This window comes from Luteimonas galliterrae, from assembly GCF_023374055.1.
GTDB classification, from domain to species: domain Bacteria; phylum Pseudomonadota; class Gammaproteobacteria; order Xanthomonadales; family Xanthomonadaceae; genus Luteimonas_C; species Luteimonas_C galliterrae.
In genome coordinates, this window is the sequence record NZ_JAMBEP010000001.1 from 530,802 (window position 1) to 552,093 (window position 21,292).

18 protein-coding genes and 3 tRNA genes are annotated in these 21,292 nt (G+C 62.9%); 15 read left to right on the forward strand and 6 right to left on the reverse strand.

Annotation, left to right across the window (positions count from 1 at the left end; all coding sequences use genetic code 11):
* Position 1: 1 nt before the first annotated feature.
* Both M2650_RS02480 and M2650_RS02485 read left to right on the forward strand, forming a co-directional pair.
* Positions 2–75: transfer RNA gene (locus tag M2650_RS02480), tRNA-Cys, on the forward strand.
* Between the two features lie 106 nt (positions 76–181).
* Positions 182–268, forward strand: a tRNA-Leu gene (locus M2650_RS02485).
* A 36-nt stretch (positions 269–304) separates the two neighbouring features.
* Here the strand turns inward: M2650_RS02485 and M2650_RS02490 are convergent.
* Positions 305–784 carry a hypothetical protein gene (locus M2650_RS02490; protein WP_249470694.1) on the reverse strand — a complete coding sequence of 160 codons (480 nt, stop codon included), beginning with the start codon at positions 782–784 and terminating at the stop codon, positions 305–307.
* A complete protein-coding gene (locus tag M2650_RS02495; RefSeq protein ID WP_249470696.1) occupies positions 772–5,748 on the reverse strand; it encodes an RHS repeat-associated core domain-containing protein in 4,977 nt (1,658 codons plus the stop codon). Before M2650_RS02495 ends, M2650_RS02490 begins: the two co-directional genes overlap by 13 nt.
* Before the next feature lie 899 nt (positions 5,749–6,647).
* Between M2650_RS02495 and M2650_RS02500 the strand changes: the two genes are divergently transcribed.
* Entirely contained in the window at positions 6,648–8,987 is a 2,340-nt protein-coding gene (locus tag M2650_RS02500) for an HzsA-related protein (protein WP_249470698.1), read from the forward strand.
* A gap of 99 nt (positions 8,988–9,086) precedes the next feature.
* Complete coding sequence (locus M2650_RS16360; protein WP_283254606.1) at positions 9,087–9,215, forward strand: hypothetical protein; 129 nt, start codon at positions 9,087–9,089, stop codon at positions 9,213–9,215.
* A gap of 6 nt (positions 9,216–9,221) precedes the next feature.
* Here M2650_RS16360 and M2650_RS02505 read toward each other — a convergent pair whose 3' ends face one another.
* Complete coding sequence (locus M2650_RS02505; RefSeq protein ID WP_249470700.1) at positions 9,222–9,419, reverse strand: hypothetical protein; 198 nt, start codon at positions 9,417–9,419, stop codon at positions 9,222–9,224.
* Positions 9,420–9,530: 111 nt separating this feature from the next.
* Between M2650_RS02505 and xth the strand changes: the two genes are divergently transcribed.
* The 6 genes from xth (at position 9,531) to M2650_RS02535 (ending at position 15,626) form a co-directional block, all read left to right on the forward strand.
* On the forward strand, positions 9,531–10,346 hold the full coding sequence (xth, locus tag M2650_RS02510) for an exodeoxyribonuclease III (protein ID WP_249470702.1): 816 nt from the start codon (positions 9,531–9,533) through the stop codon (positions 10,344–10,346).
* Positions 10,343–10,954 (forward strand): GIY-YIG nuclease family protein, encoded by a 612-nt coding sequence (locus M2650_RS02515; RefSeq protein WP_249470704.1) that lies wholly within the window; start codon positions 10,343–10,345, stop codon positions 10,952–10,954. The genes xth and M2650_RS02515 overlap by 4 nt, the downstream gene beginning before the upstream one ends.
* A gap of 97 nt (positions 10,955–11,051) precedes the next feature.
* Positions 11,052–12,329, forward strand: a complete 1,278-nt coding sequence (locus M2650_RS02520; protein WP_249470706.1) for a nucleotide sugar dehydrogenase — start codon at positions 11,052–11,054, stop codon at positions 12,327–12,329.
* Positions 12,330–12,334: 5 nt separating this feature from the next.
* Positions 12,335–13,954, forward strand: a complete 1,620-nt coding sequence (locus tag M2650_RS02525; RefSeq protein ID WP_249470708.1) for an FMN-binding glutamate synthase family protein — start codon at positions 12,335–12,337, stop codon at positions 13,952–13,954.
* 98 nt (positions 13,955–14,052) lie between these two features.
* A complete protein-coding gene (locus tag M2650_RS02530) occupies positions 14,053–15,243 on the forward strand; it encodes a two-component system sensor histidine kinase NtrB (protein WP_249470710.1) in 1,191 nt (396 codons plus the stop codon).
* A complete protein-coding gene (locus M2650_RS02535) occupies positions 15,240–15,626 on the forward strand; it encodes a response regulator (RefSeq protein ID WP_249470712.1) in 387 nt (128 codons plus the stop codon). Before M2650_RS02530 ends, M2650_RS02535 begins: the two co-directional genes overlap by 4 nt.
* Before the next feature lie 52 nt (positions 15,627–15,678).
* On the opposite strand, the gene M2650_RS02540 is transcribed toward M2650_RS02535, so the two are convergent.
* A complete protein-coding gene (locus M2650_RS02540) occupies positions 15,679–16,233 on the reverse strand; it encodes a DUF1579 domain-containing protein (protein WP_249470714.1) in 555 nt (184 codons plus the stop codon).
* 549 nt (positions 16,234–16,782) lie between these two features.
* Here M2650_RS02540 and M2650_RS02545 point away from each other — a divergent pair.
* The 4 genes from M2650_RS02545 (at position 16,783) to M2650_RS02560 (ending at position 19,152) form a co-directional block, all read left to right on the forward strand.
* The gene (locus M2650_RS02545; RefSeq protein ID WP_249470716.1) at positions 16,783–17,361 is read left to right on the forward strand and encodes a dihydrofolate reductase family protein; all 579 of its coding nucleotides are present in this window, start codon (positions 16,783–16,785) and stop codon (positions 17,359–17,361) included.
* 133 nt (positions 17,362–17,494) lie between these two features.
* On the forward strand, positions 17,495–18,298 hold the full coding sequence (locus M2650_RS02550; RefSeq protein ID WP_249470719.1) for a hypothetical protein: 804 nt from the start codon (positions 17,495–17,497) through the stop codon (positions 18,296–18,298).
* Positions 18,291–18,863, forward strand: coding sequence for a type II toxin-antitoxin system VapC family toxin (locus M2650_RS02555; RefSeq protein ID WP_249470722.1), 573 nt, complete (start codon positions 18,291–18,293; stop codon positions 18,861–18,863). Before M2650_RS02550 ends, M2650_RS02555 begins: the two co-directional genes overlap by 8 nt.
* Before the next feature lie 43 nt (positions 18,864–18,906).
* On the forward strand, positions 18,907–19,152 hold the full coding sequence (locus tag M2650_RS02560) for a hypothetical protein (protein WP_249470725.1): 246 nt from the start codon (positions 18,907–18,909) through the stop codon (positions 19,150–19,152).
* A 126-nt stretch (positions 19,153–19,278) separates the two neighbouring features.
* On the opposite strand, the gene M2650_RS02565 is transcribed toward M2650_RS02560, so the two are convergent.
* A tRNA-Val gene (locus M2650_RS02565) sits at positions 19,279–19,353 on the reverse strand.
* A gap of 124 nt (positions 19,354–19,477) precedes the next feature.
* A complete protein-coding gene (locus M2650_RS02570) occupies positions 19,478–20,329 on the reverse strand; it encodes a tetratricopeptide repeat protein (protein WP_249470728.1) in 852 nt (283 codons plus the stop codon).
* Between the two features lie 140 nt (positions 20,330–20,469).
* Here M2650_RS02570 and M2650_RS02575 point away from each other — a divergent pair, with 140 nt between their 5' ends.
* On the forward strand, positions 20,470–20,865 hold the full coding sequence (locus M2650_RS02575) for a hypothetical protein (protein WP_249470732.1): 396 nt from the start codon (positions 20,470–20,472) through the stop codon (positions 20,863–20,865).
* Positions 20,866–21,292 lie beyond the last annotated feature (427 nt).

Genomic DNA, 21,292 nt, shown 5'->3' on the forward strand with positions numbered 1-21,292 from the left:
CGGCCTGGTGGCAGAGTGGTTATGCAGCGGACTGCAAATCCGCGTACGCCGGTTCAATTCCGACCCAGGCCTCCAATTCCGATCGCGCGATCCATGCCGAACGAACCCGCCACGTGCGGGTTTTTTGTTGCGCGCTTAACATGCACAAGCGGCAGGCGCAGGTCCTGCCGAAGCCGTCCAAGCCCGGGTGGCGAAACTGGTATACGCAAGGGACTTAAAATCCCTCGGCCGCAAGGCCATGCGGGTTCGACCCCCGCCCCGGGCACCAAATGGCGTCAATGCCGAAATCCGTATAAGACAGAGGCTAATCTTCTTTTTTAAGCTGGCCGCTTGAACGCATGGCCAAGTAGCGGAGCCAGAGCAAAGGGTTCTGCAAGAACACGCTGAATCCGAATCCAGAGAAGAAACTTCCGAGAATGGCTGCTGCCGAAAAAAAATAAAGCAGCAAGCCCACGACCAAGTGGCTCCAGCTTACTTCTCTTTCGAGAGCCGGGGCGCCGAGTCGTTCTCGGAAGACGAACAGCAATAGAATCAGAAAAACAGATAGCCAGAAGGCGATGGCAAAAGCGGGCCTGGTCGGAAGGATGCCCAACCCCTCGAATTCGACTTTCGCATAGAAAGTCGCGGTGTACGCCAGAATCAGCGCGCCCAGGCCGATAGGGTAGGCGCCGGGCAGCACCCATGGGTCGCGCAGCAGCACGAACTGGATCAGGTATGCGGAAACGGCAGCCAACGCCACTCCGACGATAATGCTTGAGCGCTTGGAGATGCTCACTTCGCGCATGTGCAATCGCTCATGTTGTTCCATGCGCCGGCAACGGCGCCCACTGCCCCGAGAATGGGCCCGCCGATCGCTTTTGCCCTTGCGGCGCCTCGCATCGCATTCGTCGAGTTAGCCAGCTTCTTGGCGGTGGACGCCGCATTCCTCGGGCCCAGGTTCCCGCGCTTCAAAAGTTCTTCATAGCGCGCATGGCTGGGGCTGATCCTTCCCCTTTCGGCCCATTCTTCCGCCTTGAAGATCGCGGAAGCGACGGAACCCACTATCGCTTCCTGCGTCCTTTCCTGTCCATCGCCCCAGGTCGTCGGATTGAGCGAAACATCGAAGAATATATTCGCCGCGGCTTCGATAAGCGAAGCAGGAGAAATATTGATCGCAATGTCGCCGAACATCTGTTGGACGGCCGCCTGTTGGCACGGCGTGCCGCCAACCTGGCCCGGCATCAGCCCTAGGGAGTAATTCGGCGCCTCCAGCCCATACGGATCGGTGTCGCTGATCGGATTGCTGCCGACATAGGCGTATGTGTTCAAGCCGCCGCCTAGACCGATCGGGTCGGATTGCAGATACCGCCCGAGCCGCGCGTCATAATCGCGGAATCCGTTGTGCCAGTTTCCGGTTTCGGCGTCGTAGTACTGTCCGGGATACCCCAAATTCAATCCGCCGATGCTGTCGAGCGAAACGGTGCGCTCGAAAGCGTAGTTCGCGGCTCGCCAAACCGGCTGACGGCTGCCGTTGGTGACGGCCTCGGGGCGGCCGAGGTGATCGTTATGCACGAAGTTCAGATTGCCGTTCGCAGTGACGATGCCGACCAGCTCGCTGCCGGCCCAGATATAGCTCTTCCAGCCGCTAGGCGCTCTCTCGGCCAGCAATTGGTTCTGACCCGCGTATAAGAACCGCGTCGAACCGTCGGGGCCGGTTTTGCCCACGCGCTGATCCAATGCGTTCACGACATATTGCGTGTCCGCAGTCGTCGCCCCGTTGTAGTACGACGCCTTGGACATGCGGTTGAAGCCGTCGTATTCGTAGGTGGTGATGTGATGGTAGTGCGCGTGCTCCCGGCTGCGGTTGCCGCGGCCGTCGTATTCGTATTCGATCGCGGTATTGATGTCGGCCAGATTGGAGCCGGCTATGCGATTGCTGGCGGCGTCGATGGTGTAAAGCTTGTCGCCATTGGGTCCGACGTGGCTGCTGCGGTTGCCGTTGGCATCGTACTGCCAGGTGGCCATATTGGCCCCTGCGGCCGTGACGTGGGTCAGCCGGCCGAGCTCATCGTATCCGTAATCGCGGCTGAGGGACGCGTAGACGCCGTCGGTCATCGCGACTATTTCGTCGTTGGCGTTGTATCCATAGGTGAGGCTCTGCGCCGGGCCGGATGCGCTCGAACTGCTGACGCCGCGTATGCGGCCGTCGAGATCGTAGTTGTAGCTGCGGCTCATACCGTTGCCGTACGTCCATCCCAATATCGGTCCGTATGGTTGGTACCTGAAGCCTGTGGCCACGTTGACGTTGCCGCTTCCGGTATTGGCATATACGCCGGCAAGGCGGCCGTTGGCGTAGCCGTAGCCGACGTAAACGCCGCTCGGGTAGCTGATGCCGGCTATCCGGCCCATCCCGTCGTAGGCAAAGGCCGTGTAGTCGTCGGAGCCGTAGGTGCTGTCCCGGCGCGCGGCGAGTTGGCCTTGCGGCGTATAGGCGAAATGGCTCCACGCACCGCTGGGGGCGCTGCTCATCGCGCACAGCCGGCCTTTGCCGTTCGTGCAATTGTCGTATTCCAGCAAGCGACCCTCGGTGCCGCTGGTGCCGTACCAGTGCAGCCTGCCGAGTGCGTCGTAGCCGAACGCCAAGGCGCTGCCATCGGCCCGAATGAGGTACGTGCGTTGCCCTTCGGCGTTGTACTGGAAAGAGGTGATGCCGGTGTCCGGACTGATCTGTTGCCAAAGCTGTCCAAAGCCGTCATAGGTGTAGCTGGTCGTACGGTCGCGCGGATCTTTCACCTGCACCAGTCGTCCCAGCGGATCGTAGGTCGTCGCGACCGTTCCGCCCTTCGCATCGATGGTGAGGTTCACTCGGCGCAAGCGGTCGTAGCCGTACGTCGTGTTTCGCCCGAGCGAATCGGTGACTTTGGCTAGATCGCCGTTCTCGTTATAGAAATATCGGAAGTTCTGGGCGTTATTGCCGCGCTGCGCGCTGACGAAGCCGCCAGCGTCGTAGTCGATGTAAGCCCGGGTGAGGATTTCGGTGACGCGTGGCGGCGGGGTGTTCGGCGGCGGCGGAGGCGGTGGCGGATCGGTGGGGTCCGGATCGACGCAGTCCGGATACGGATGGCACTGATTCGGCATGTACTCCTCGCCTGGAGCCACGACGCCCATGGCCGCGAGCCCGATCCCTGCGGTCTGGCCGGCCATAACGCCAGAAGTCATCGGCGTGTACTCGACGCCCGTCTCGATCTGGGTGATCTGGCTTGCCGCGTTGTAGGTCACACGCTCGAAGCCCAGCGTCGGTGGCGGATCGGTCACCGTCATGCCAACAGCATTGGATGTCGAGCTGACGCCGTAGGGATCTACAGCGCGGGCATAGACCGTATGCGCGCCGACCGGGCTCGCATACCAGGAGAAGACGTATGGCGCTGCGGCATCTTCCCCGACCTTTTGGCCGTCGACGAGAAATTCGACACGTTGCACGCCGCCGGTGGCATCCGAGGCGTTGGCCGACAAGGTAACCGCGGTGCCGCCCTGCACGCTCTGGGCAGCCGTAGTCAGCTGCACCGACGGCGCGCCATTGGGCGTCGTGTTGCCGCGTACATCCACCGTCGCCAAAGTCTGCGTGCCCACCTTCAGATGGAAGCGGGCGATGCCCGTGCTGATCCAAGGCGCCGCCTGGGTATAGCTTTGCGCGTTGGAGAACAACTGAGGATTCAGGTTATCCGGTCCGGTGACCCACACCTGCGCGTTGACGGCATTGGACGTCCAGCTGATCGACGCAGTGCAAACCGAGCCGCCCCATGGAATGGTGCAGGGATTGGGCGTGGCGCCGATCGTCCCGCTGTATCCGCCGCCGCCGCCGCCGCCGGGTGGGTCTTCGGGGTCGCAATCCTGGCAGATGCCGTTGGGATTGAGTTCTCCATCCGGTTGCGCCGCGTTCGGCAGCAGATATGCCGGCATCTCGTTCGCTGCGACTATCGCGCCCTCGGGGTCGGAATAGCTGAGATCAGGAACGTACGCTTGGGACTGCGGCATGGATTCCGTGGACAGCACATACGCAGGCGCGCTCGAGGCGCCGCCAGTCAGGCCGGCTACGGGAGTCGATGGGAAGCCCGGTTCTACGCGATAGGTCTTCAACAAGCGGTCGGCGTTGTCGTAATCGTAGTGGGTTACGACGCCATCGGGCGTGGTGACTGCAATCAGGCGTCCCCGATTGTCATAAAGATTGGTCGTGGTATTGGCGACGCCGCTCACGTGTTCGGTTGTCGTCAGTATTTGGCCACGGGCGTTGTAGGTGTAGTCGGTGATCGCCCCGTTTGGTGTGATGACGCGGCCAGGCTGGCCCAAAGCGTTGTAGTTATCGTAATAGGTAGTGTGTTGCAGGCTGTTCTGTACTGCGGTCAGGTTGCCCGCCGTGTCGTAGACGCTGACGATCGCATCGCCGGTGCCCGGCAAGGGTCCGTCCTCCATGACCGTGGCGACCATGCCGCTCGGGTGCAGCGTGTAGGTGTAAGTCGTGGTCCTCGTGGCGTTGGGGATGCCGGTGGCGCTGAGGTTCTTGACCGACACGGTGTATAACAGCCGCGCTTTGGTGTCGCCGTCCGGGTAGTAGGTGTAGCTGGTTTCGGCGATCGGCTGGCCCGTCGAGTTGCCGAAGACCTTGACGGCGTTCAGGCGGCTTTTACGGACCGCATCCCATACGAATTGCGTGATCTGCTGCTGGTCGGTTTCGCCGTTGGGGCCGATGCCGACGATTTTCTGGGTGATTCGGCCATCGGCGTCGTAGGTATAGTCCGTCTTGACGCCAAAAGCGTCCGCTTCGTCTTTCGGATTGCCGTTGATGTCGTAAGTGGTATCCCTGCCACCTGCGGGGCAGGTAGGGCTGTTCGGACGATCCACGGCGATGACGCGCTTGCTGCCATTGAAGTCTGACGTCTGATAGCGCGTTACTTGGCCAAGCGGATTCTGGACATCGGTGTAGTCGCTACCGTAGGAAAACATGCTACGCGCAATGCCGTCCTCGAAACCCGACCAGGCTGCGCGGCCGTCGGCTTGATAGGAATAACGCGTATAGCGCACGCCATTGACCGAAATGCCGGTCAGGCCGCCTGGCTGCGCCGTATCCTCGTAGTGGTATGTGCGCACTCCCAGGCCGTCGGGGTAGGTGACGCTGGCCAGGTACCCGGTAGCGTTATATCCGTAACTGTAGGCTTTGCCGTTCGGAGCGGTGATGGTCGCCACTTTGCCGCCGCTCCAGCTCAGCTGCATGGCGCGTCCGCTCGTATGGACGACGTTGGCGAGTTGATTGCCGCTGTTATAGCCATAGGTCAGCCCGATGCCACGCTCGTCGAGTATGGTCAGCGGACGGCCTGCGGCATCGTACGTTTCTTGACCGCCTTCTTTGGTCGTCAGGCGCCAGCCCGAGCCATGGGGCACGAGGCTCCTACCGCCGCCGTCGCGCCACGACCCGTCAGGTTCCTGAAGAAAGATGCTTGCGAAACCATTGTTTCGATTCGCGTAAATCTTGGTCAGGGGTTGGCCACTGGCCGAGCAGGCTGCCAAAGCGTCCAGGCGGCCATGGCACTGCGTGCCGCTGTAGTCGAAGCTGAGGGTGTATTCAAGGCTGGAAGCCCAACGCCTGCCGAAAATTCCGATGCGGTCGAGGGACTTGTCGTAAGTGCGCGCGACAGCGAGCGGCGTGGTCTTGGGCGGTACGTAAAAATCCACTTCGGGCAGGATCTTGTTTCCCGATGCGATCACCACGGGCATGTCCGTAGTCTCGCAGGGCGGCGTGACGACCTGCGTTACGACATCGTTGCTTTTGGTGGAATCGGTGCCAGGGCCATTTCCTCCGGAGCTTCCCGGCCGCCCTTCACCTATCCTCGATTCCCTGCCCGAATGGGATAGGAATTCGTAGTCGCCGGAGTCCATTACCTGGTGGCATTTGCCGGCTATGACTTCGCAATGGCCCAGATTGCATTGTCCGACTCTTACTGGATCTTCGCATACCGTCCGTAGCGAATAGGCCGGTAGCGGCAAAAGCAGCATCAATGTCGCCAAGACGAGGCCAGCCGCGTATTGCGGGGTCCTCAGGACTCCGAATCCCTGCATCATTGCATCCCCCTGTGAAAGCAATATGTGCTTGCACTCACCCGCAAGCCTTAATTTCGCAGTATCCCTCGACCGTGCCACCGGTTTGGACTAGGCATACGAAGATCGCCCGCGAACCAATCCGTCCCTACAAATCGATACCCCATCGAATTTGTGCGGCATGTCACCATTTGTGTGATCGGCGCGCGCTGCCTTGTCGCTTGCAGGGATATTACTTTGCCGACTCTATTGCAAGGGGTGCGGAAGGGTCAGAGAAATCTGTATTCCGTGTCAGATTTTTCTGACCCCCGATGAAGGCCCGTCTCCGGCCCCCAACGGTATTCCGGCATTCGGCTCATCGTGCGTGTCGAACCTCGCATCCAACGGTACGGTGCCGACCGCCGCGGCAGCGCGTGTAGCCCGTCAGGTGGTGTCCGCTAACCAAAGTAGGTGCATAACCAGGGACGATGCCGGGTTACGCTGCTTCGCCCCGATTCCGACAATTCGATCCCTTGCGCATCGCAAGCCGTTGCGCGTGCGCCGGACGTCGGCGGCGGAATTCTCAGCGGGGGGGCTGGATGAAGATTTCTCATCGTTTATCGGGCGGCAGTGCGTCGGCGGTCTTGTTGCTGGCGCTGGCCGCATTGCTTGGCGCTTGCGATGCCAAGCTTGGTGCTTCGGGCGGGCCTTCCGGATCACGTCCCGAGGCCGCCAGCCCGGTGGCGAAGGCGGTGCGGCCTGCAGCCGTCGGTACGACGGCTGCGACCGCAGCCATCGCCAACCCGATCCTGTTCGTCACCCAGGTGCCGATGCCCGCCGACAAGTTTCCCGGGCGCATGAACACGTTCGCCAACCACTTGGCGGACCTGGATTCGGTGCCGCGCGGCGGCGACCTGATGATCCGCTATCCCGACGGCGCGGTTCGCAACCTCACCCAGGAAGCCGGCTTCGGCGAGATCGGCCCGCAACGCACCAAGGCCATCGCCGTGCGCGAACCCGCGGTGCATTGGAACGGGCAGAAGGCGATTTTCAGCATGCTGATCGGCGCGGCGCCCAAGCAGTTCGAGCGGCCCAAGAGCCACTGGCAGCTGTACGAAATCACCGGTTTGGCGAAAGGCCAGGCCGCGGTCATCACCAAAGTCGCGAAGCAGCCGGGCTACCCTTACAACAACGTGTCGCCGTTCTATGCCAGCGACGGCGATATCCTCTTCACGTCCGATCGCCCGCGCGACGGCCAGGCGCATCTGTATCCGCAGCTCGACGAATACGAAAGCACGCCCACGATCACCGGCATCTTCCGTCTGGATGCGGCCACAGGCACGGTATCCATCCTCAACCACACCGTGAGCGGCGCGTTTTCGCCGACGGTGGACAGCTTCGGCCGCCTGATCTTCACGCGCTGGGATCACCTGCAGCGCGACCAGCAGGCGGAAGGGCAAGGCAACCCGCTGGGCGCGTACGACCTGGCCAGCGAAGCCGCCGGATCGCACCGGTTGCCGGAGCTCGGAGAAACATTCCCGGAGCGCCGCGACGCCAACGTATCCGGCCCTTACGGGCAGGTGTCTTCCCACACCTACAACCTGTTCGCGCCGTGGCAGATGAACCAGGACGGCACCGACGAACTGACGCTCAACCACATCGGCCGGCACGAGCTCTTCTACGATGCGCCCGGCATCCTGCCCGAATCCTTCCTCAACGATCCCAAGCTCCAGGCCGGTTCCAACAACAGCTTCTTCGCCAATCGCACGCTGATCCGCCAGGACAACGGCATCTTCCATCTGCGCGAGGATCCGCTGCAGCCGGGCATCTATTACGGCATCTACACCGACGAATTCGGCCGGCTGACCACGGACCCGATCATCCGCATGACCGGCGCGCCCACGCTCGATGCGGAGCAGATGACGATCACCGTCGCGTCGGCGGGCTCCGGCCGTTTCCGCAATCCGCTGCCGATGTCGAACGGGCCGATGGTGGCCAGCGTCCATTCGGCCTCGCAGAGCGGCGTACAGCTGCGCCTGCAGCACCTGGGCACCGATAGCAGCGGCAAGTTCGTCGCCGGCGCCATGCTCACCGGCGCAGGCATCCACAAGACCTTGTCGTGGTTCACGCCGGATGCGGAAGACAGCTACAGCGGATTGTTGTGGGAAATCGAGCCGGTCGAGGTCGTGGCGCGTACGCCGCCGCAAGCGACCACGCTCGCCATCGATCCGATCGAGAAATCCGTGCTGACCGAGCTGCAAGTGAACGAAGCCGAGCTGCGCGCGTGGCTGAAGGCGAAAAAGCTCGCGCTGATCGTCACCCGCAACCAGACCAGCCGCGACCGCAACGACCGTGCGCAGCCCTTCAACCTGCAGGTACCTGGCGGCGTCAAGACCACGGCCACCGGCGATGCCGGCACCGGCGCCCTCTACAACATCGCGCACTACCAGATCCTGCAGGCGAACCAGGTGCGCGGCTACGACAACTACTCCGGCTCCGACGGCGGCCTGCGCCCGATCGCGCAGCCGATGAAGGTGCCGAACAATCCGGCCGACCCCGGCGGGCCCGCAGGCAGCGTGCGCATCGCGAACGACGGATCGACGGCAGCTTTCGTACCGGCGAACCGCGCGCTGACCTGGCAGACGACCGACGGCGCAGGCGTGCCGATCGTGCGCGAGCGCGTCTGGGTCACGATGCAAGCGGGCGAGATCCGCACCTGCGCCGGATGCCACGGTGAGAACAGCCTCAATCAGGCGGGCAAGCCCGCGGCGACCCAGAAGCCGCAGGCCTTGCGGGATCTGCTCCTGCATTGGCTGCAGACCAAGGATGCGATCTTCGAGCAGAACGGTGCGCAGCCGCGATTGCCGCCGAAAGCGTCGGCTGCGGCCGTCGCGCCGGTGGTGGCTTACCGGTCGAAGCCCGAGCGCACTCGGAAATAGGGCGCGGCGACAGGCGATAGCGTTGCGCACGATCTCTCGCGACGCCGGATTCACGTGCGGCAGGCTAGATTTCCAGCCTGCCAAGGCATGGGAAACGACATGAACGACACCAAGCCGAACCCGAACGGCAACAAACGCCCCGCCGACCAGGAGCGCGACGAGAAGCGCGACCAGCGCACCCAAGAAGAGCGCAACAAACAGGCGGAAGACAACCAGAAGCGCGGTTGAACGCGCCTATCTGCCGGCGCCGACGGACGCCTGCAGCGCCGCCGCCAGCGCGGCATCGCCGTTGACCAAGTCGAGCCATTTCAGTTCGATGCCCTTGCGCCGGCCTTTTTCGACCAGCTTGAGTCCGTCCGGGTCGATCGTGAGCGTGTAAGGCATATCGCCGATATCAACTTCCCGGCGCAGCGCTTTGTCGAGTTTGGTCATGGCCTGCACACCGTGTTTACGTCGCCGCCAGCATAAAAGTCCGGTGTTGTGGGCCGCGTCAAGGCCCGTTCGACGCGATCTCCGACCGCTGCAGGGCAGGCTCCGAACGGCATGGCGCGCAAAACCATCAAGCTGGCCACCTACAACGTGAACGGCATCAGGTCGCGCTTGCCGCATCTGTTGGCCTGGTTGGAGAAGGAAGCGCCGGACATCGCCTGCCTGCAGGAGCTCAAGGCGATCGACCAGAGTTTCCCGGCCGACGATCTGCGCAAAGCCGGGTACGGCGCATTGTGGAAAGGCCAGCGTTCGTGGAACGGCGTCGCCATCCTCGCCAAGGGCGCCGAGCCGGTGGAAAGCCGGCGCGTGTTGCCGGGCGACAAGGCGGACGACCAGAGCCGTTACCTGGAGGCCGCCGCGCACGGCATCATCGTCGGTTGCCTCTATCTGCCCAACGGCAATCCGCAGCCCGGCCCGAAGTTCGACTACAAGCTGAAGTGGTTCGACCGCCTGATCCGGCATGCGCGGTCATTGTTCGACAGCGGCCACCCGGTGGCCCTGGCCGGCGATTTCAATGTCGTGCCGACCGACTTCGACATCTACAACCCGCGTTCGTGGCTGAAGGACGCGTTGTTGCAGCCGGAAAGCCGGGAGCGCTACCGGACGCTGCTCGAGCAGGGCTGGGTCGATTCGCTGCGCGAACTCCATCCCGACCGGCGCATCTACACGTTCTGGGATTATTTCCGCCAGCATTGGCAGCGCGATGCTGGGTTGCGCATCGACCACATCCTGCTCAACGCGCAACTGGCGCCGAGGCTGCGCGGCGCCGGCGTCGACCGCTGGGTGCGCGGGCTTGCGAAAGCCAGCGACCACGCGCCGGCTTGGGTAATGCTGGGGGCGGCCGCTTCGCGACGCGCCAAGAAGCGATGACGTTCGACGATCAGGACGACGCCAACCCCAGGACCTTGAGTCGGGGCGCCTGTTTTCTCTACGTCGCGCCGTGCGTGTACGACGACATCCTCAAGGTCGGGTTCGCGCGCGACCCCTTGTTGCGCCTGCACCAGCTCCATCGCAGGTTCTACGAATTCTTCGACCTGGATGCCGCGTTCCTCATCCAGACCGATACCGTTCGCGAGGCGCGTGCATTGGAAACGGCGATGCATCGCGTGCTCGCCATCCACAATGCGCCGGCGCCGCTGACGATCCGCGAGCCGGCGGGCGGCGCCACGGAATGGTATCGAGGCGCCTATGGCATTCTCCGCGGGCGTGCGCATGCGCTGGCGGACGAGGGATACGTGCATCACCCCTCGCTGAGGCCCTGGCTGCGCGAGCGCTTGTTGCGGCAGAGCACAGAACTTTATTCCTGGGCCGAGACGGCCTATGCGGCGCTGTCGCTTGCGGATGCGGATATGCCGGCGCATGAGGCATCGCTGCGCCAGGCCATGCGCGACACGCTGGACGCCTATGCGGCCTTCGACATCGATCTGGCGCCGGTGCTGCCCGAAGACGTGCTGCGATGGTATCGGGCCGGCCGTTGAGCGCAGGCGCGCATTCGGCCCGTCGCCGACATAAAATCCCACCACAGCCGGGCCGTGCGGCAGTTCTGTCCCGAGCCATGCCCTATATTGGAGCCGTATGCGCGACCCCGCCGAAGCCCGTATCGCCATCGTCGGACTCGGCTATGTCGGCCTGCCGCTGGCGATCGAATTCGGCAGGCAGCGCGACGTGGTCGGCTTCGACATCGACGCGCAACGGGTCGCCGAGCTGCGCGCCGGCCACGACCGCACGCTGGAAGCCGACAGCGTCGACCTGCATGCGGCTTCGCGGGTGCGCTACTCGGACAGCGTGGAACACCTGCGCGCCTGCGACGTCTACATCGTCACCGTGCCCACGCCGATCGACGCGCAGCAGCGCCCCGACCTGGGCCCGCTGCAGGGTGCCAGCCGGATGCTGGCCGGCGTGCTCAAACGCGGCGACGTGGTGATCTACGAATCCACCGTCTATCCCGGCACCACCGAAGAAGTCTGCGTGCCGCTGCTGGAGCAAGGATCGGGCCTGGCGTTCAATGCCGATTTCTTCTGCGGCTACAGCCCGGAGCGGATCAATCCAGGCGACCGCAAGCGGCCGTTGCCGTCGATCGTCAAGGTTACGTCCGGATCGACGCCGGAGATCGCGGGTTTCGTCGACGCGCTGTACGCCGGCATCATCGCCGCCGGCACCCATCGCGCGCCGTCGATCCGCGTCGCCGAAGCGGCCAAGGTGATCGAGAACGTGCAGCGCGACGTCAACATCGCGCTGGTCAACGAACTGTCGCTGATATTCGACCGCCTCGGCATCGATACGCTGGACGTGCTCGAAGCGGCCGGCACCAAATGGAATTTCCTGCCGTTCCGCCCTGGCCTGGTCGGCGGGCACTGCATCGGTGTGGATCCCTATTATTTGATGCACAAATCCGAGGCGGCCGGTTATCACCCCGACCTGATCGAAACCGCGCGCGCAGTCAACAACAAGGTCGAGCGGCACGTGGCCGATCGCATCCTGGGCCTGCTCGCCGAGCGCAAGGTCGATCCGCGGCAGGCGAGAGCGTTGATCCTCGGCGTCACTTTCAAGGAAAACACACCGGACCTGCGCAACAGCCGGGTGGCCAACGTGATCCGGGCGCTGCGCGAAGCCGGCGTGTCGATCGACGTCTGGGATCCGTGGGCCGATGCCGACGAGGCCGAACGCGAGGCGGGCGTGCGCCCGGTCGAAGAACCCGAGCGCGGCCGCTACGACGCGGTGGTGCTCGCCGTGGCGCACCGGCAGTTCGCACAAATGACGGCAGCCGAGATCCGCGCACTGGGAAAACCGGGTGCGGCCGTTTACGACGTGAAATCGGTCTGGCCGCGCGACGCGGTGGACGATAGGCTGTAGCCGCCATGCGCTACGCCGCCTATATCGCCAGCCTGCTGCTGTTCGCCCTTTCGCTGGCGCTGGCGATCGCCTATCGCGACTGGCTGTGGGGAGTGGCCGTCTTCGGCCTGCTGTCCGCTCTGGGCACCTGGGACCTGCTGCAGAAGCGCAGCACGTTGCGGCGCAACTATCCGATCCTGGCGCATTTCCGCTACGGGCTGGAGTCGATCGGCCCGGAAATCCGCCAGTACTTCATCGAAAGCGACTTGCAGGAATCGCCGTTCTCGCGCGAGCAGCGGGCGCTGGTGTACCAGCGCGCCAAGCAGGCGCTGGACGTGGTGCCGTTCGGCACCGAGCGCGACGTCTACAGCGTCGACTACGAATGGATCAACCATTCGATGGTGCCGACCAGGATCGCCTCGCACGATTTCCGCGTCCGCATCGGCGAGCGCTGCGCGCAGCCCTACGACGCCAGCGTGTTCAATATTTCGGCGATGAGCTTCGGCTCTTTGTCGGCCAATGCGATCCGCGCCTTGAACGGCGGTGCCAAGCGCGGCGGTTTCTACCACGACACGGGCGAGGGTTCGGTTTCGCCTTATCACCGCGAAAACGGCGGCGATCTGGTCTGGGAGATCGGTTCCGGCTATTTCGGCTGCCGCGACGAAGCGGGGCGCTTCGACGAAGCGCGCTTCGCCAAAAATGCGTGCGATCCGCAAGTGAAGATGATCGAGATCAAGCTGTCGCAAGGCGCCAAGCCCGGCCACGGCGGCGTGCTTCCCGCGGCCAAGGTCAGTGCGGAGATCGCCGCGACGCGCGGCGTTCCGGAAGGCGTGGAGTGCGTATCGCCGGCGCAACACAGCGCCTTCTCGACGCCGCTCGGACTGCTAGAATTCGTCGCGCGCCTGCGCGAACTGTCGGGCGGCAAGCCGACCGGCTTCAAGCTGGCCATCGGCCATCCCTGGGAGTGGTTCGGCATCGCCAAGGCGATGGCCGAAACCGGCCTGCTGCCGGATTTCATCGTCGTCGACGGCGCCGAGGGCGGCACCGGTGCGGCGCCCGCGGAATTCATCGAGCACGTCGGCGTGCCGATGCGCGAGGCGCTGGTACTGGTGCACAACACGCTGGTCGGGCTGGAACTGCGCGACAAGATCAGGATCGGCGCGGCCGGCAAGATCACAGGCGCGTTCGAGATCGCGCGTATCCTGGCGCTGGGCGCGGACTGGTGCAACGCGGCCCGCGGTTTCATGTTCGCATTGGGCTGCATCCAGTCGCAGAGTTGCCACACCGACCGTTGCCCGACCGGCGTCGCTACGCAGGACCCCAAGCGCTGGAAACGGCTGGACGTGCCGGACAAGGCCACGCGCGTTTTCAACTACCACCAGAACACGCTCAAGGCCTTGCGCGATTTGCTGTGCGCCGCCGGCTTGGAGCATCCCTCGCAGCTCGGTCCGGAGCACATCCTGCGGCGCGTGTCCGCAGTGGAGATACAGTCGTTGGGTACGCTGTACAACTTCCTGCGGCCCGGCGAACTGATCTCGGGCATTCCGGACCATGCCGTGTTCCGGCATTTCTGGGCGGTGGCGCGCAGCGACAGCTTCGCGGCGCCGGAGCGGGTGAGCGCATTGCGCATCGGCAAGTCGGCCTGAGAGCATCTTTGCAGGTATCTGAAGCGTTCAGTGGCCGGCTGTAAACGCAACCTTCACGCGTCGCCGTTCAGCCTTCGCCGACCAAGGGGCATCCGGTCATGTCTGCTGCGCATGTCGTGAAAACTACGGCGATAGGATCCATTCCACTCATCGACGACGAGCAGCAATTCCGGCTGTTGGTGCAAAGCGTCACCGACTACGCGATCTACATGCTGGATCCGGACGGCGTCATCAGCAATTGGAATCCCGGCGGCGAGCGCATCAAAGGCTACACGCGCGAAGAGATCGTCGGCCAGCACTTCTCGCGCTTCTACACCGAAGAAGACCGCCTGGCGGGCGAGCCGGAATACGGCCTGCGCATGGCGCGTGAGCACGGCAAATACGAAAAGGAAGGCTGGCGCCTGCGCAAGGACGGATCGCGCTTCCGCGCCAGCGTCGTCATCGATCCCATCTGGCAGGACGGCCGCCTGATCGGCTACGCCAAGATCACCCGCGACATCACCGAACGCTACGAGGCCCAGAAGCGGCTCGAACTGGCCCAGCGGGCGCTGGCGCAATCGCAGAAGATCGAAGCCGTGGGCAAGCTGACCTTCGGGCTGGCGCACGACTTCAACAATCTGCTCACTGTCATCATCAACAGCCTGGAGCTGATCAAGGCGCATCCGGACGATGCCGAGCGCGTCGGCCGGCTGGTGGACGGCGCCGTGCGCGCCGCCGATCGCGGCGCGCTGCTGACCCGGCAGCTGCTGGCCTTCGCGCGCGGCCAGAACCTGGCGCCGGAATGGCACGACGTCAACGGTCTTTTGGCGCGATCCGAATCGCTTTACCGGCGCGCCTGCGACACCGCGATCGACGTGCGCTTCGAGCTCGGCGAAGGCTTGCCGGCGGTCTTCGTCGATGCCGCGCAATTCGAAGCGGCCGTGCTGAACCTCGTCGTCAACAGCCGCGATGCGATGCCCGACGGCGGCACGATCCGCATCGGCACTTGCTTGCGGTATGCGTCGCCGCCCGACAAGGCCGATGCCGTCGAGCGCCGCTACGTCTGCGTGACCGTTGCCGACAACGGCACGGGCATGAGCGCGGCGGTGCAGGAGCGCGCTATCGAGCCGTTCTATACGACCAAGGAAGTGGGCAAGGGCAGCGGACTGGGCCTGAGCCAGGTGCACGGATTCGCTGCGCAGTCCGGAGGGTTCGCCGACATCGTCAGCCAGCTGGGGACGGGCACCCGCGTTTCGATCTGCCTTCCTGCGGACGGCGAGGGCGAGGGCGAGGGCGAGGGCGAGCGATGAGCGACCGCGGCTCGGTATTGTTCGTGGACGACGAGGTGCTGCTGCGCGATGTGGTCGTCGAAGCGCTGCAGGACCACGGCTACGAAGTGCTGGTCGCCTCCGACGGCCCGGGCGCGATCGAACTGCTGAGCGGCCCGTTGCGCATCGATGTGGTCTTCAGCGACGTCAGCATGCCCAACGGCATGTCCGGCGTCGAACTGGCCGGACGCGCCGCCCAGATCCGTCCCGGCATACGCGTGCTGCTGGCCTCCGGCTTCGCCAAGGGACAGCTGCCGCCGATTCCGACAGACGTGCATTTTTTGCCGAAGCCATATCGGATCGGGCAGTTGGTGGAGAGTTTGGAGCGGCTTGTGGGGCTGGCGCCTGCCGCCAAAGACGATTGATGTCGGTTTCCGTCGCGGCCGTGGATCCACGATGCCGGGTTTCACCGCAAACCTACTGCGCTTTACGTTTTAGGAAGAGGACGTCGAACGCCGGCGTCCAGCTTTTGCCGCCGTCCTTCGACAGCACAGCCCACTCGCGCACGCCATCGCCCTTGGATTCCCAGGTAATGCGTTGCAGGACCGTGCTTCCATCCCTCGTATGCACCTCGCCTTCGAGAACGAGCGCGCCGTCCTTGAAGTTCCCTACGATCACCATGATCGAGCCGCGGTTGGTGACCCAGGTCTGTTGCCATTGTTTGCGCACCGGGTCGTAGCTCAGGATGCTGTCGCCGATAAGCCCGTCGTTTTGCTCGTAAAGCTCATGGATGGCGCAGCCTCCGGCGATGGAATCGACGCGGGCGCGAGCCACCGACGGGCCGTCCGGCGCATCGCTCTCGAAGGTGTCCCAATCGCCGATCCAGAAATCCAGCTGGCGGTATTCGGCGGCGCTGCAATGGGGAGACGCAGGCGTCGCGGCAGCAGGGGTAGCGACGGCTTGGGCGACGAAAACGAGGCCAACGGTTGCCAATGCGATTTGTAGATACTTGAGTCTAAGGGTTTCGTTCATGGGCCTTTCGTTTTTTTAGTGAGCCTGTCGGCTAAAGGGCGGTTGTTCTTGGAGGTCTCACAACAAGAGCGCCAAGTGATACAGGCGGCCGGAGCCCATTACTCGCCGTTTTCGGACGCATTTATTATTTCGGGACTGACGTCCGAATCAGGACTGAGGCGCGGCAACGCGAACAGCGGGGCTCCGGGACGCATAGGTGAGCCGATTTCTGCCGCCCATCTGTCTGCCAAAGAAGCGGACCGCCTCCTCTCCCGCTTGCGGGAGAGGGTTGGGGTGAAGGCGCGCGTCATTTCAGATGGCGGCGCGTGTTCGACGTTCCGTCGCAATCGTGGATTCGCGATGTTGGGGTTTCACCCCAACCTACCGCGCTTGCCGGGCCATCGACGAACTGCGTTGCGCGCCGAATGCCCGGTCGGCGGCTTCCGATAGAGCGACCTTGTAGGCGGATTCCCTGATGCCGAAGGCGGAACACCAGGCCTTTGGCGGGTTTCACCTCCAATTGGCGCGTCGCATCGGAACATGCGGCCAACCGTGCTTGAGGAGAACGCCGTGACCGCCATCTACACTTTCGATGTCTTTAGCAGCCTCGACGGCTTCGGCTCCAACAGCGGCGATTGGGGCGGCTACTGGGGCAAGCAAGGTCCCGAATTGCTCGATCATCGGCTTGCTTTGTACAGCGCGGAGCAACGGATGGTCTTCGGCGCCAACACGTACCGGGCATTCGCGAAGATGGTGGCTTCCGCCATCGCGGAGTCCGAGGTGTTTGATCCATGGGTCACCCGGATGAGGAATCTGCCCGCGACGGTGGTGTCGACGACGCTGAAAGCCCCGCTCGAATGGCCGGATGCGACCCTCGTGAGCGGCGATGCCGTCGACGTTGTCGCCAAGCTCAAGAAGGAGTCCGACGTGCCGTTGCGCTCCCACGGCAGCCTATCGATGAACCGCGCGCTGATGGCGGCCGGTCTGGTCGACCGCGTCCAGGTCACGGTCTTCCCCGTGATCACCGGCCAGAGCGGACGGGAGCCGATCTTCAAAGATGCTGCCGACTTCGATCTTGAGCTGATCGAGAGGTGGACGCTTGATGGCGACATTCAAGAGCTCGTGTACCGGCCCATGTTGCATGGCTGATTCGGTCCATGCAGGCCGTAGGTTGGGGTGAAACCCCAACCTACCGTGCTGGCATTCTGCCAGTTGGGATAAGCTATCCGGCCCCCAAGGTCTGGGTCGCCGCAATTGAGACGGGAATGGGTATGCTTGTCCAATGAGCGCGTTACGCATTCGCATCGAACTAAATAAGGGGCGTGTCGGCATGCCCTTCGGAAAGCTCGCGCGTGTCTGCGACGAAACCACGCGGTTTCTCGTCATGCTCAGCGAGGATCTCGGTCTTCCGCAGACTGATGCTTGGCTCGCTGAAGAATTCGAAAATGCCTCGGTTGATTTTGATGTGCGCTATGCGTATCCGGTTGATCCGTTTCAGGCTGAAATTGGCCGACAAGCGCTTGAAATGATCGCTGGAGAAAATTCAGATTACTTCGGCGTCTCGGTACGTATCCGGCCAGAAACGCGCCGGCAATTCAGAAACGTCACTAGGGCTCTTGACCCTGGTGAGAAGATGCGCATAGGTGTCTATAAAGACAACGAACATAGGCCTGTTACGTGGTTCGATGTTCAGCGCTCCGATGCAACTGAAATAACTGAAGGCATCGTCGATCGACATACCTACGGCGAGGTGCAAGGTGTAGTCAACGCCTTCTTCAAAGAGCATGACCCGCCGTATCTCAGAATTCGAGAGCTCTCTACGGGTGCCCTCGTCAAATGCTTCTTTCGCCCCGAAATGTACAAGGCAGCGGTCGAGCTTCTCGAAGACAAGGAAGCGATTGTCTTCGTTGAGGGTTGGTTGCGCGAGGATGCTACTACAGGCATCACTCGAGAGATAAAAGTCGAAGACTTTACGCCGGCGTGTGATTTCAACGAGGCAGAGGTTAGCGCGCTCTTTGGCTCCGTTCCCGATTACACGGGTAATTTGACTAGTGAGCAGTTTGTCGAGGGGATCCGTGGTGACTGATAAGCCGAAGATCTATCTCGATGCTGCGCCGATCATTGATTTGGTGAAATTTGCCGTTGGGGCGGGCGTCGATCAAGAGCGAGAACAAGATGCTTGGCACTTGCAGCAACTATTGAAGGCCTCTCGTGAGGGGAAGATTGCGATATTCACCTCATCTCTAAGCGTTGCTGAGTGCACGCACGTTGGTGATCCGGCTAAGCTGGAGAAGGCGAAACCGCTTTTCCTTCAGCTTCTGACGTCGGGTAAAGGCGGGATCTCACTTATACAGCCGACGCTATCTCTCATGGAAGATGCGCGTACTTTGCGCTGGTCTCATGGCATAGCTCTCAAGGGCTTCGATTCAGTTCATGCCGCCACTGCAATCCGCTTTCGATGCAACGAATTCTTGCACCGCGATGGACGCTTCACTACTAACGCCTCGACATTCCTGGCCATGGGCCTTCGTGTCTGCGCTCCAAGCGACACCCAGTTGCTACCTGACGAGTATCGTCAGGGAAGTCTGGGCATCGACGACGGATCTTCTCTGGTTATCAATTCCACAAGCACCTCCCAAGAAACGAAGTAGGTCCGCCGAAGCGAGCCCAAAGTCGTTCGATTAGAACATCGGCATGATCGTGACTTTCATCGGTGGCCCCTTGCATGAAACGCATGTGAAGTGGGACGACACTCCAAACCGCTATTGGGCAGAAACAGCCGAAGGCGTGAAAGTGCTTTATGAGTGGAGATGCGAGAGCGGGATGGGAATTGGGTCCAATCCAATTGTCTACACGCACGCTATCTACGCTGTCTTCGACATGCCAGAGGACGAGTATCGGCGCCTGTTGGAGCAGGTCGAGATGCCGTCTGATCTGTAGATATTGGCACTCCGCCTACAGGGGCGGTTGGTGGTGAAAGCCATTTGATTTCGGATGCGATTGCCGTACCTGTGCCATACATAGCAGAAAGGCCGCCCAGCGGGCGGCCTAACTGTTTGATTCGACTGGTGGGCGGTGCAGGGTTCGAACCTGCGACCCTTGCCGTGTGAAGGCAATGCTCTACCGCTGAGCTAACCGCCCGAGCCGTGCATTTTAGGGGGTTGGGCGGGCGGGGGACAAGTCTGGGGACGGGAGTGACGGCGCAGACGGCGAGTTCGCGCGTCCTCTCCCAACCCTCTCCCGCAAGCGGGAGAGGGCTAAAGCACTACTCCAGTTGCTCCTTGGCATAGGCCGCGTCCAGGGCCTCCATCGCGTCCTGCGGCTTCAGCTTGGCGGCTTTTTCGTAGGCCGCGGCGGCGGCGTCCTCTTTCTTGTCGCCGTACAGCAGCATCAGCACGTTGCCGTGTTCGATGTGGGCGATCGGGGAGTCCGGGGTCAGTTTGAGCGCGGTCTTGATGTGCGATTCGGCTTCGGTCGCCTTGGCGCCGTAGGTCAGGCCGCCGATCATCGCGCCGATCTTGCCGATGATCTCGGCGTGGTACAGGGCCAGCGCGGTGTGCGCTTCGGCGTGTTTGGGGGCCAGTTCCAGCGCGGTGTCCAGCGACTCGCGGACCTTGCCGGCGATGCCCTGCTTGAGCGCCTTGGCGATGCTCAGGCCCTGGCTGTATCGGCCCAGCGCGAAGGCGTGGCGGTAGTGGCTGTTGGCGTCGTCGGGCAGGGTCTTGATCGCGGTTTCGGCCAGCTTGGCGGCTTGTTCGAAGCGTTTGAGCTTTTCGCCGTCGTCGTCGACCAGATACGTGGCGTGGATGCCGATCGCCTTGACGGCGACCGAGGCGCCGAACGGGCCCAACTCGCTGCCGGCATCGAAGGCGGCCTTGAAATCGCCGCGGTGGAAGGCGCGCCAGGCGTCCTGCAATGCGGTGGCCAGCGTGTCGGCCTTGGCGGACTTGGCCGCCTTGCCGGCGGCGTCGATCAAAGCCTGCGCGCGCTTGGCGTCGGGGAAGGGTTCGGCGTCGCCGGCGTGCAGCTTGGGCCAGGCTTTCTTGAGCGCGTCGCCGGCGTAGGCATAAGCCTTGGCGTCGTGCGGAAACGGGGCCCAGGCGGACTTGGCGGCCATGTTCGATCCTTCGTATGCGGCGAGGCGGCAAGCATCACGCGACGAACGGCGGCTGGCAAGGGTAGTGTGATTGCTCCAGGCGGCTCGCGCAGGCTAGGTGCCGAGAAACCGGCATCGCGCCGGTGCACCGGAGCCTGAAGATGGTCGCCAAGAAGAATTCCCGCGCCAGCAAGGAAACCACGCTGCGCCATGTATGGCTCGCTGCGATCGGCGCGGCCGTCGTCGCCCGTCGCGAAGCGCGTACCGCTTTCGAAATCGCCGTGGAAGAAGCCGGCAAGCTGCGCGGGCGTGCCGGGTATTTTGCGGCCGATGCGGTCGCTGTCGCCCGCGGCGGCTTGCTGACGGTCGCCGAGCGGGTCGAGCCGAAGCTTCGGCAGGCGGGCGGCGATATCGAAACCCGATTGGCGCCCGTACTGGCCAAGTTGGGTTTGACGCCCAAGCCGCGCCGTCCCGTGCGCAAAGCACGGCAGCCTGCCGCGAAGTCCCGGCGTGTCGCCCGTACGCCAGTGAAGCGGGCTCGCGGCGTCCGGCGCTAACCCAACCCGCGTTGCCGGCTTATCCGACGCCCCGCTCTGCGGGGCGTCGCTTTTCGGGAGCCGCTTCGACAGGTTTTTACGTCTTATATGTGCCGATGTTCGGCGTATGACCTGGAGAAACACCAATGAGGTCCTCTGTATGGAGGAGTTTGGCCGCCTGTTTAGCGTTGATGATCGGAGCAGGCTATGCGATGGCGGAGCAGTTGGGCGATCAAGAAGGAACCGATGGAACGGTTGCGGCAGGGCAGAGCGGCGAGTTTGATCCGCGGTGCTTTACCAAGGGGAATTTGATGACCTGCCCCATTTACAGCTGTTTTACGGATCACGAAAATCAGATGAGCGTGTGCAAGATCGTCGGTTGGAAAACGTATCCCATCCCGATCCCATAACGGCGCCTGTTCGCCAAAAACAGACGCCATGCGATCGC

Excerpts from the sequence above, each read along its gene's own strand:
- M2650_RS02490 (WP_249470694.1), bottom strand. The coding sequence starts at position 784 with ATGCGCGAAGTGAGCATCTCCAAGCGCTCAAGCATTATCGTCGGAGTG.
- M2650_RS02495 (WP_249470696.1), bottom strand. The coding sequence starts at position 5,748 with ATGCCCGTGGTGATCGCATCGGGAAACAAGATCCTGCCCGAAGTGGAT.
- M2650_RS02500 (WP_249470698.1), top strand. The coding sequence starts at position 6,648 with ATGAAGATTTCTCATCGTTTATCGGGCGGCAGTGCGTCGGCGGTCTTG.
- M2650_RS16360 (WP_283254606.1), top strand. The coding sequence starts at position 9,087 with ATGAACGACACCAAGCCGAACCCGAACGGCAACAAACGCCCCGCCGAC.
- M2650_RS02505 (WP_249470700.1), bottom strand. The coding sequence starts at position 9,419 with ATGACCAAACTCGACAAAGCGCTGCGCCGGGAAGTTGATATCGGCGAT.
- xth (WP_249470702.1), top strand. The coding sequence starts at position 9,531 with ATGGCGCGCAAAACCATCAAGCTGGCCACCTACAACGTGAACGGCATC.
- M2650_RS02515 (WP_249470704.1), top strand. The coding sequence starts at position 10,343 with ATGACGTTCGACGATCAGGACGACGCCAACCCCAGGACCTTGAGTCGG.
- M2650_RS02520 (WP_249470706.1), top strand. The coding sequence starts at position 11,052 with ATGCGCGACCCCGCCGAAGCCCGTATCGCCATCGTCGGACTCGGCTAT.
- M2650_RS02525 (WP_249470708.1), top strand. The coding sequence starts at position 12,335 with ATGCGCTACGCCGCCTATATCGCCAGCCTGCTGCTGTTCGCCCTTTCG.
- M2650_RS02530 (WP_249470710.1), top strand. The coding sequence starts at position 14,053 with ATGTCTGCTGCGCATGTCGTGAAAACTACGGCGATAGGATCCATTCCA.
- M2650_RS02535 (WP_249470712.1), top strand. The coding sequence starts at position 15,240 with ATGAGCGACCGCGGCTCGGTATTGTTCGTGGACGACGAGGTGCTGCTG.
- M2650_RS02540 (WP_249470714.1), bottom strand. The coding sequence starts at position 16,233 with ATGAACGAAACCCTTAGACTCAAGTATCTACAAATCGCATTGGCAACC.
- M2650_RS02550 (WP_249470719.1), top strand. The coding sequence starts at position 17,495 with ATGAGCGCGTTACGCATTCGCATCGAACTAAATAAGGGGCGTGTCGGC.
- M2650_RS02560 (WP_249470725.1), top strand. The coding sequence starts at position 18,907 with ATGATCGTGACTTTCATCGGTGGCCCCTTGCATGAAACGCATGTGAAG.
- M2650_RS02570 (WP_249470728.1), bottom strand. The coding sequence starts at position 20,329 with ATGGCCGCCAAGTCCGCCTGGGCCCCGTTTCCGCACGACGCCAAGGCT.
- M2650_RS02575 (WP_249470732.1), top strand. The coding sequence starts at position 20,470 with ATGGTCGCCAAGAAGAATTCCCGCGCCAGCAAGGAAACCACGCTGCGC.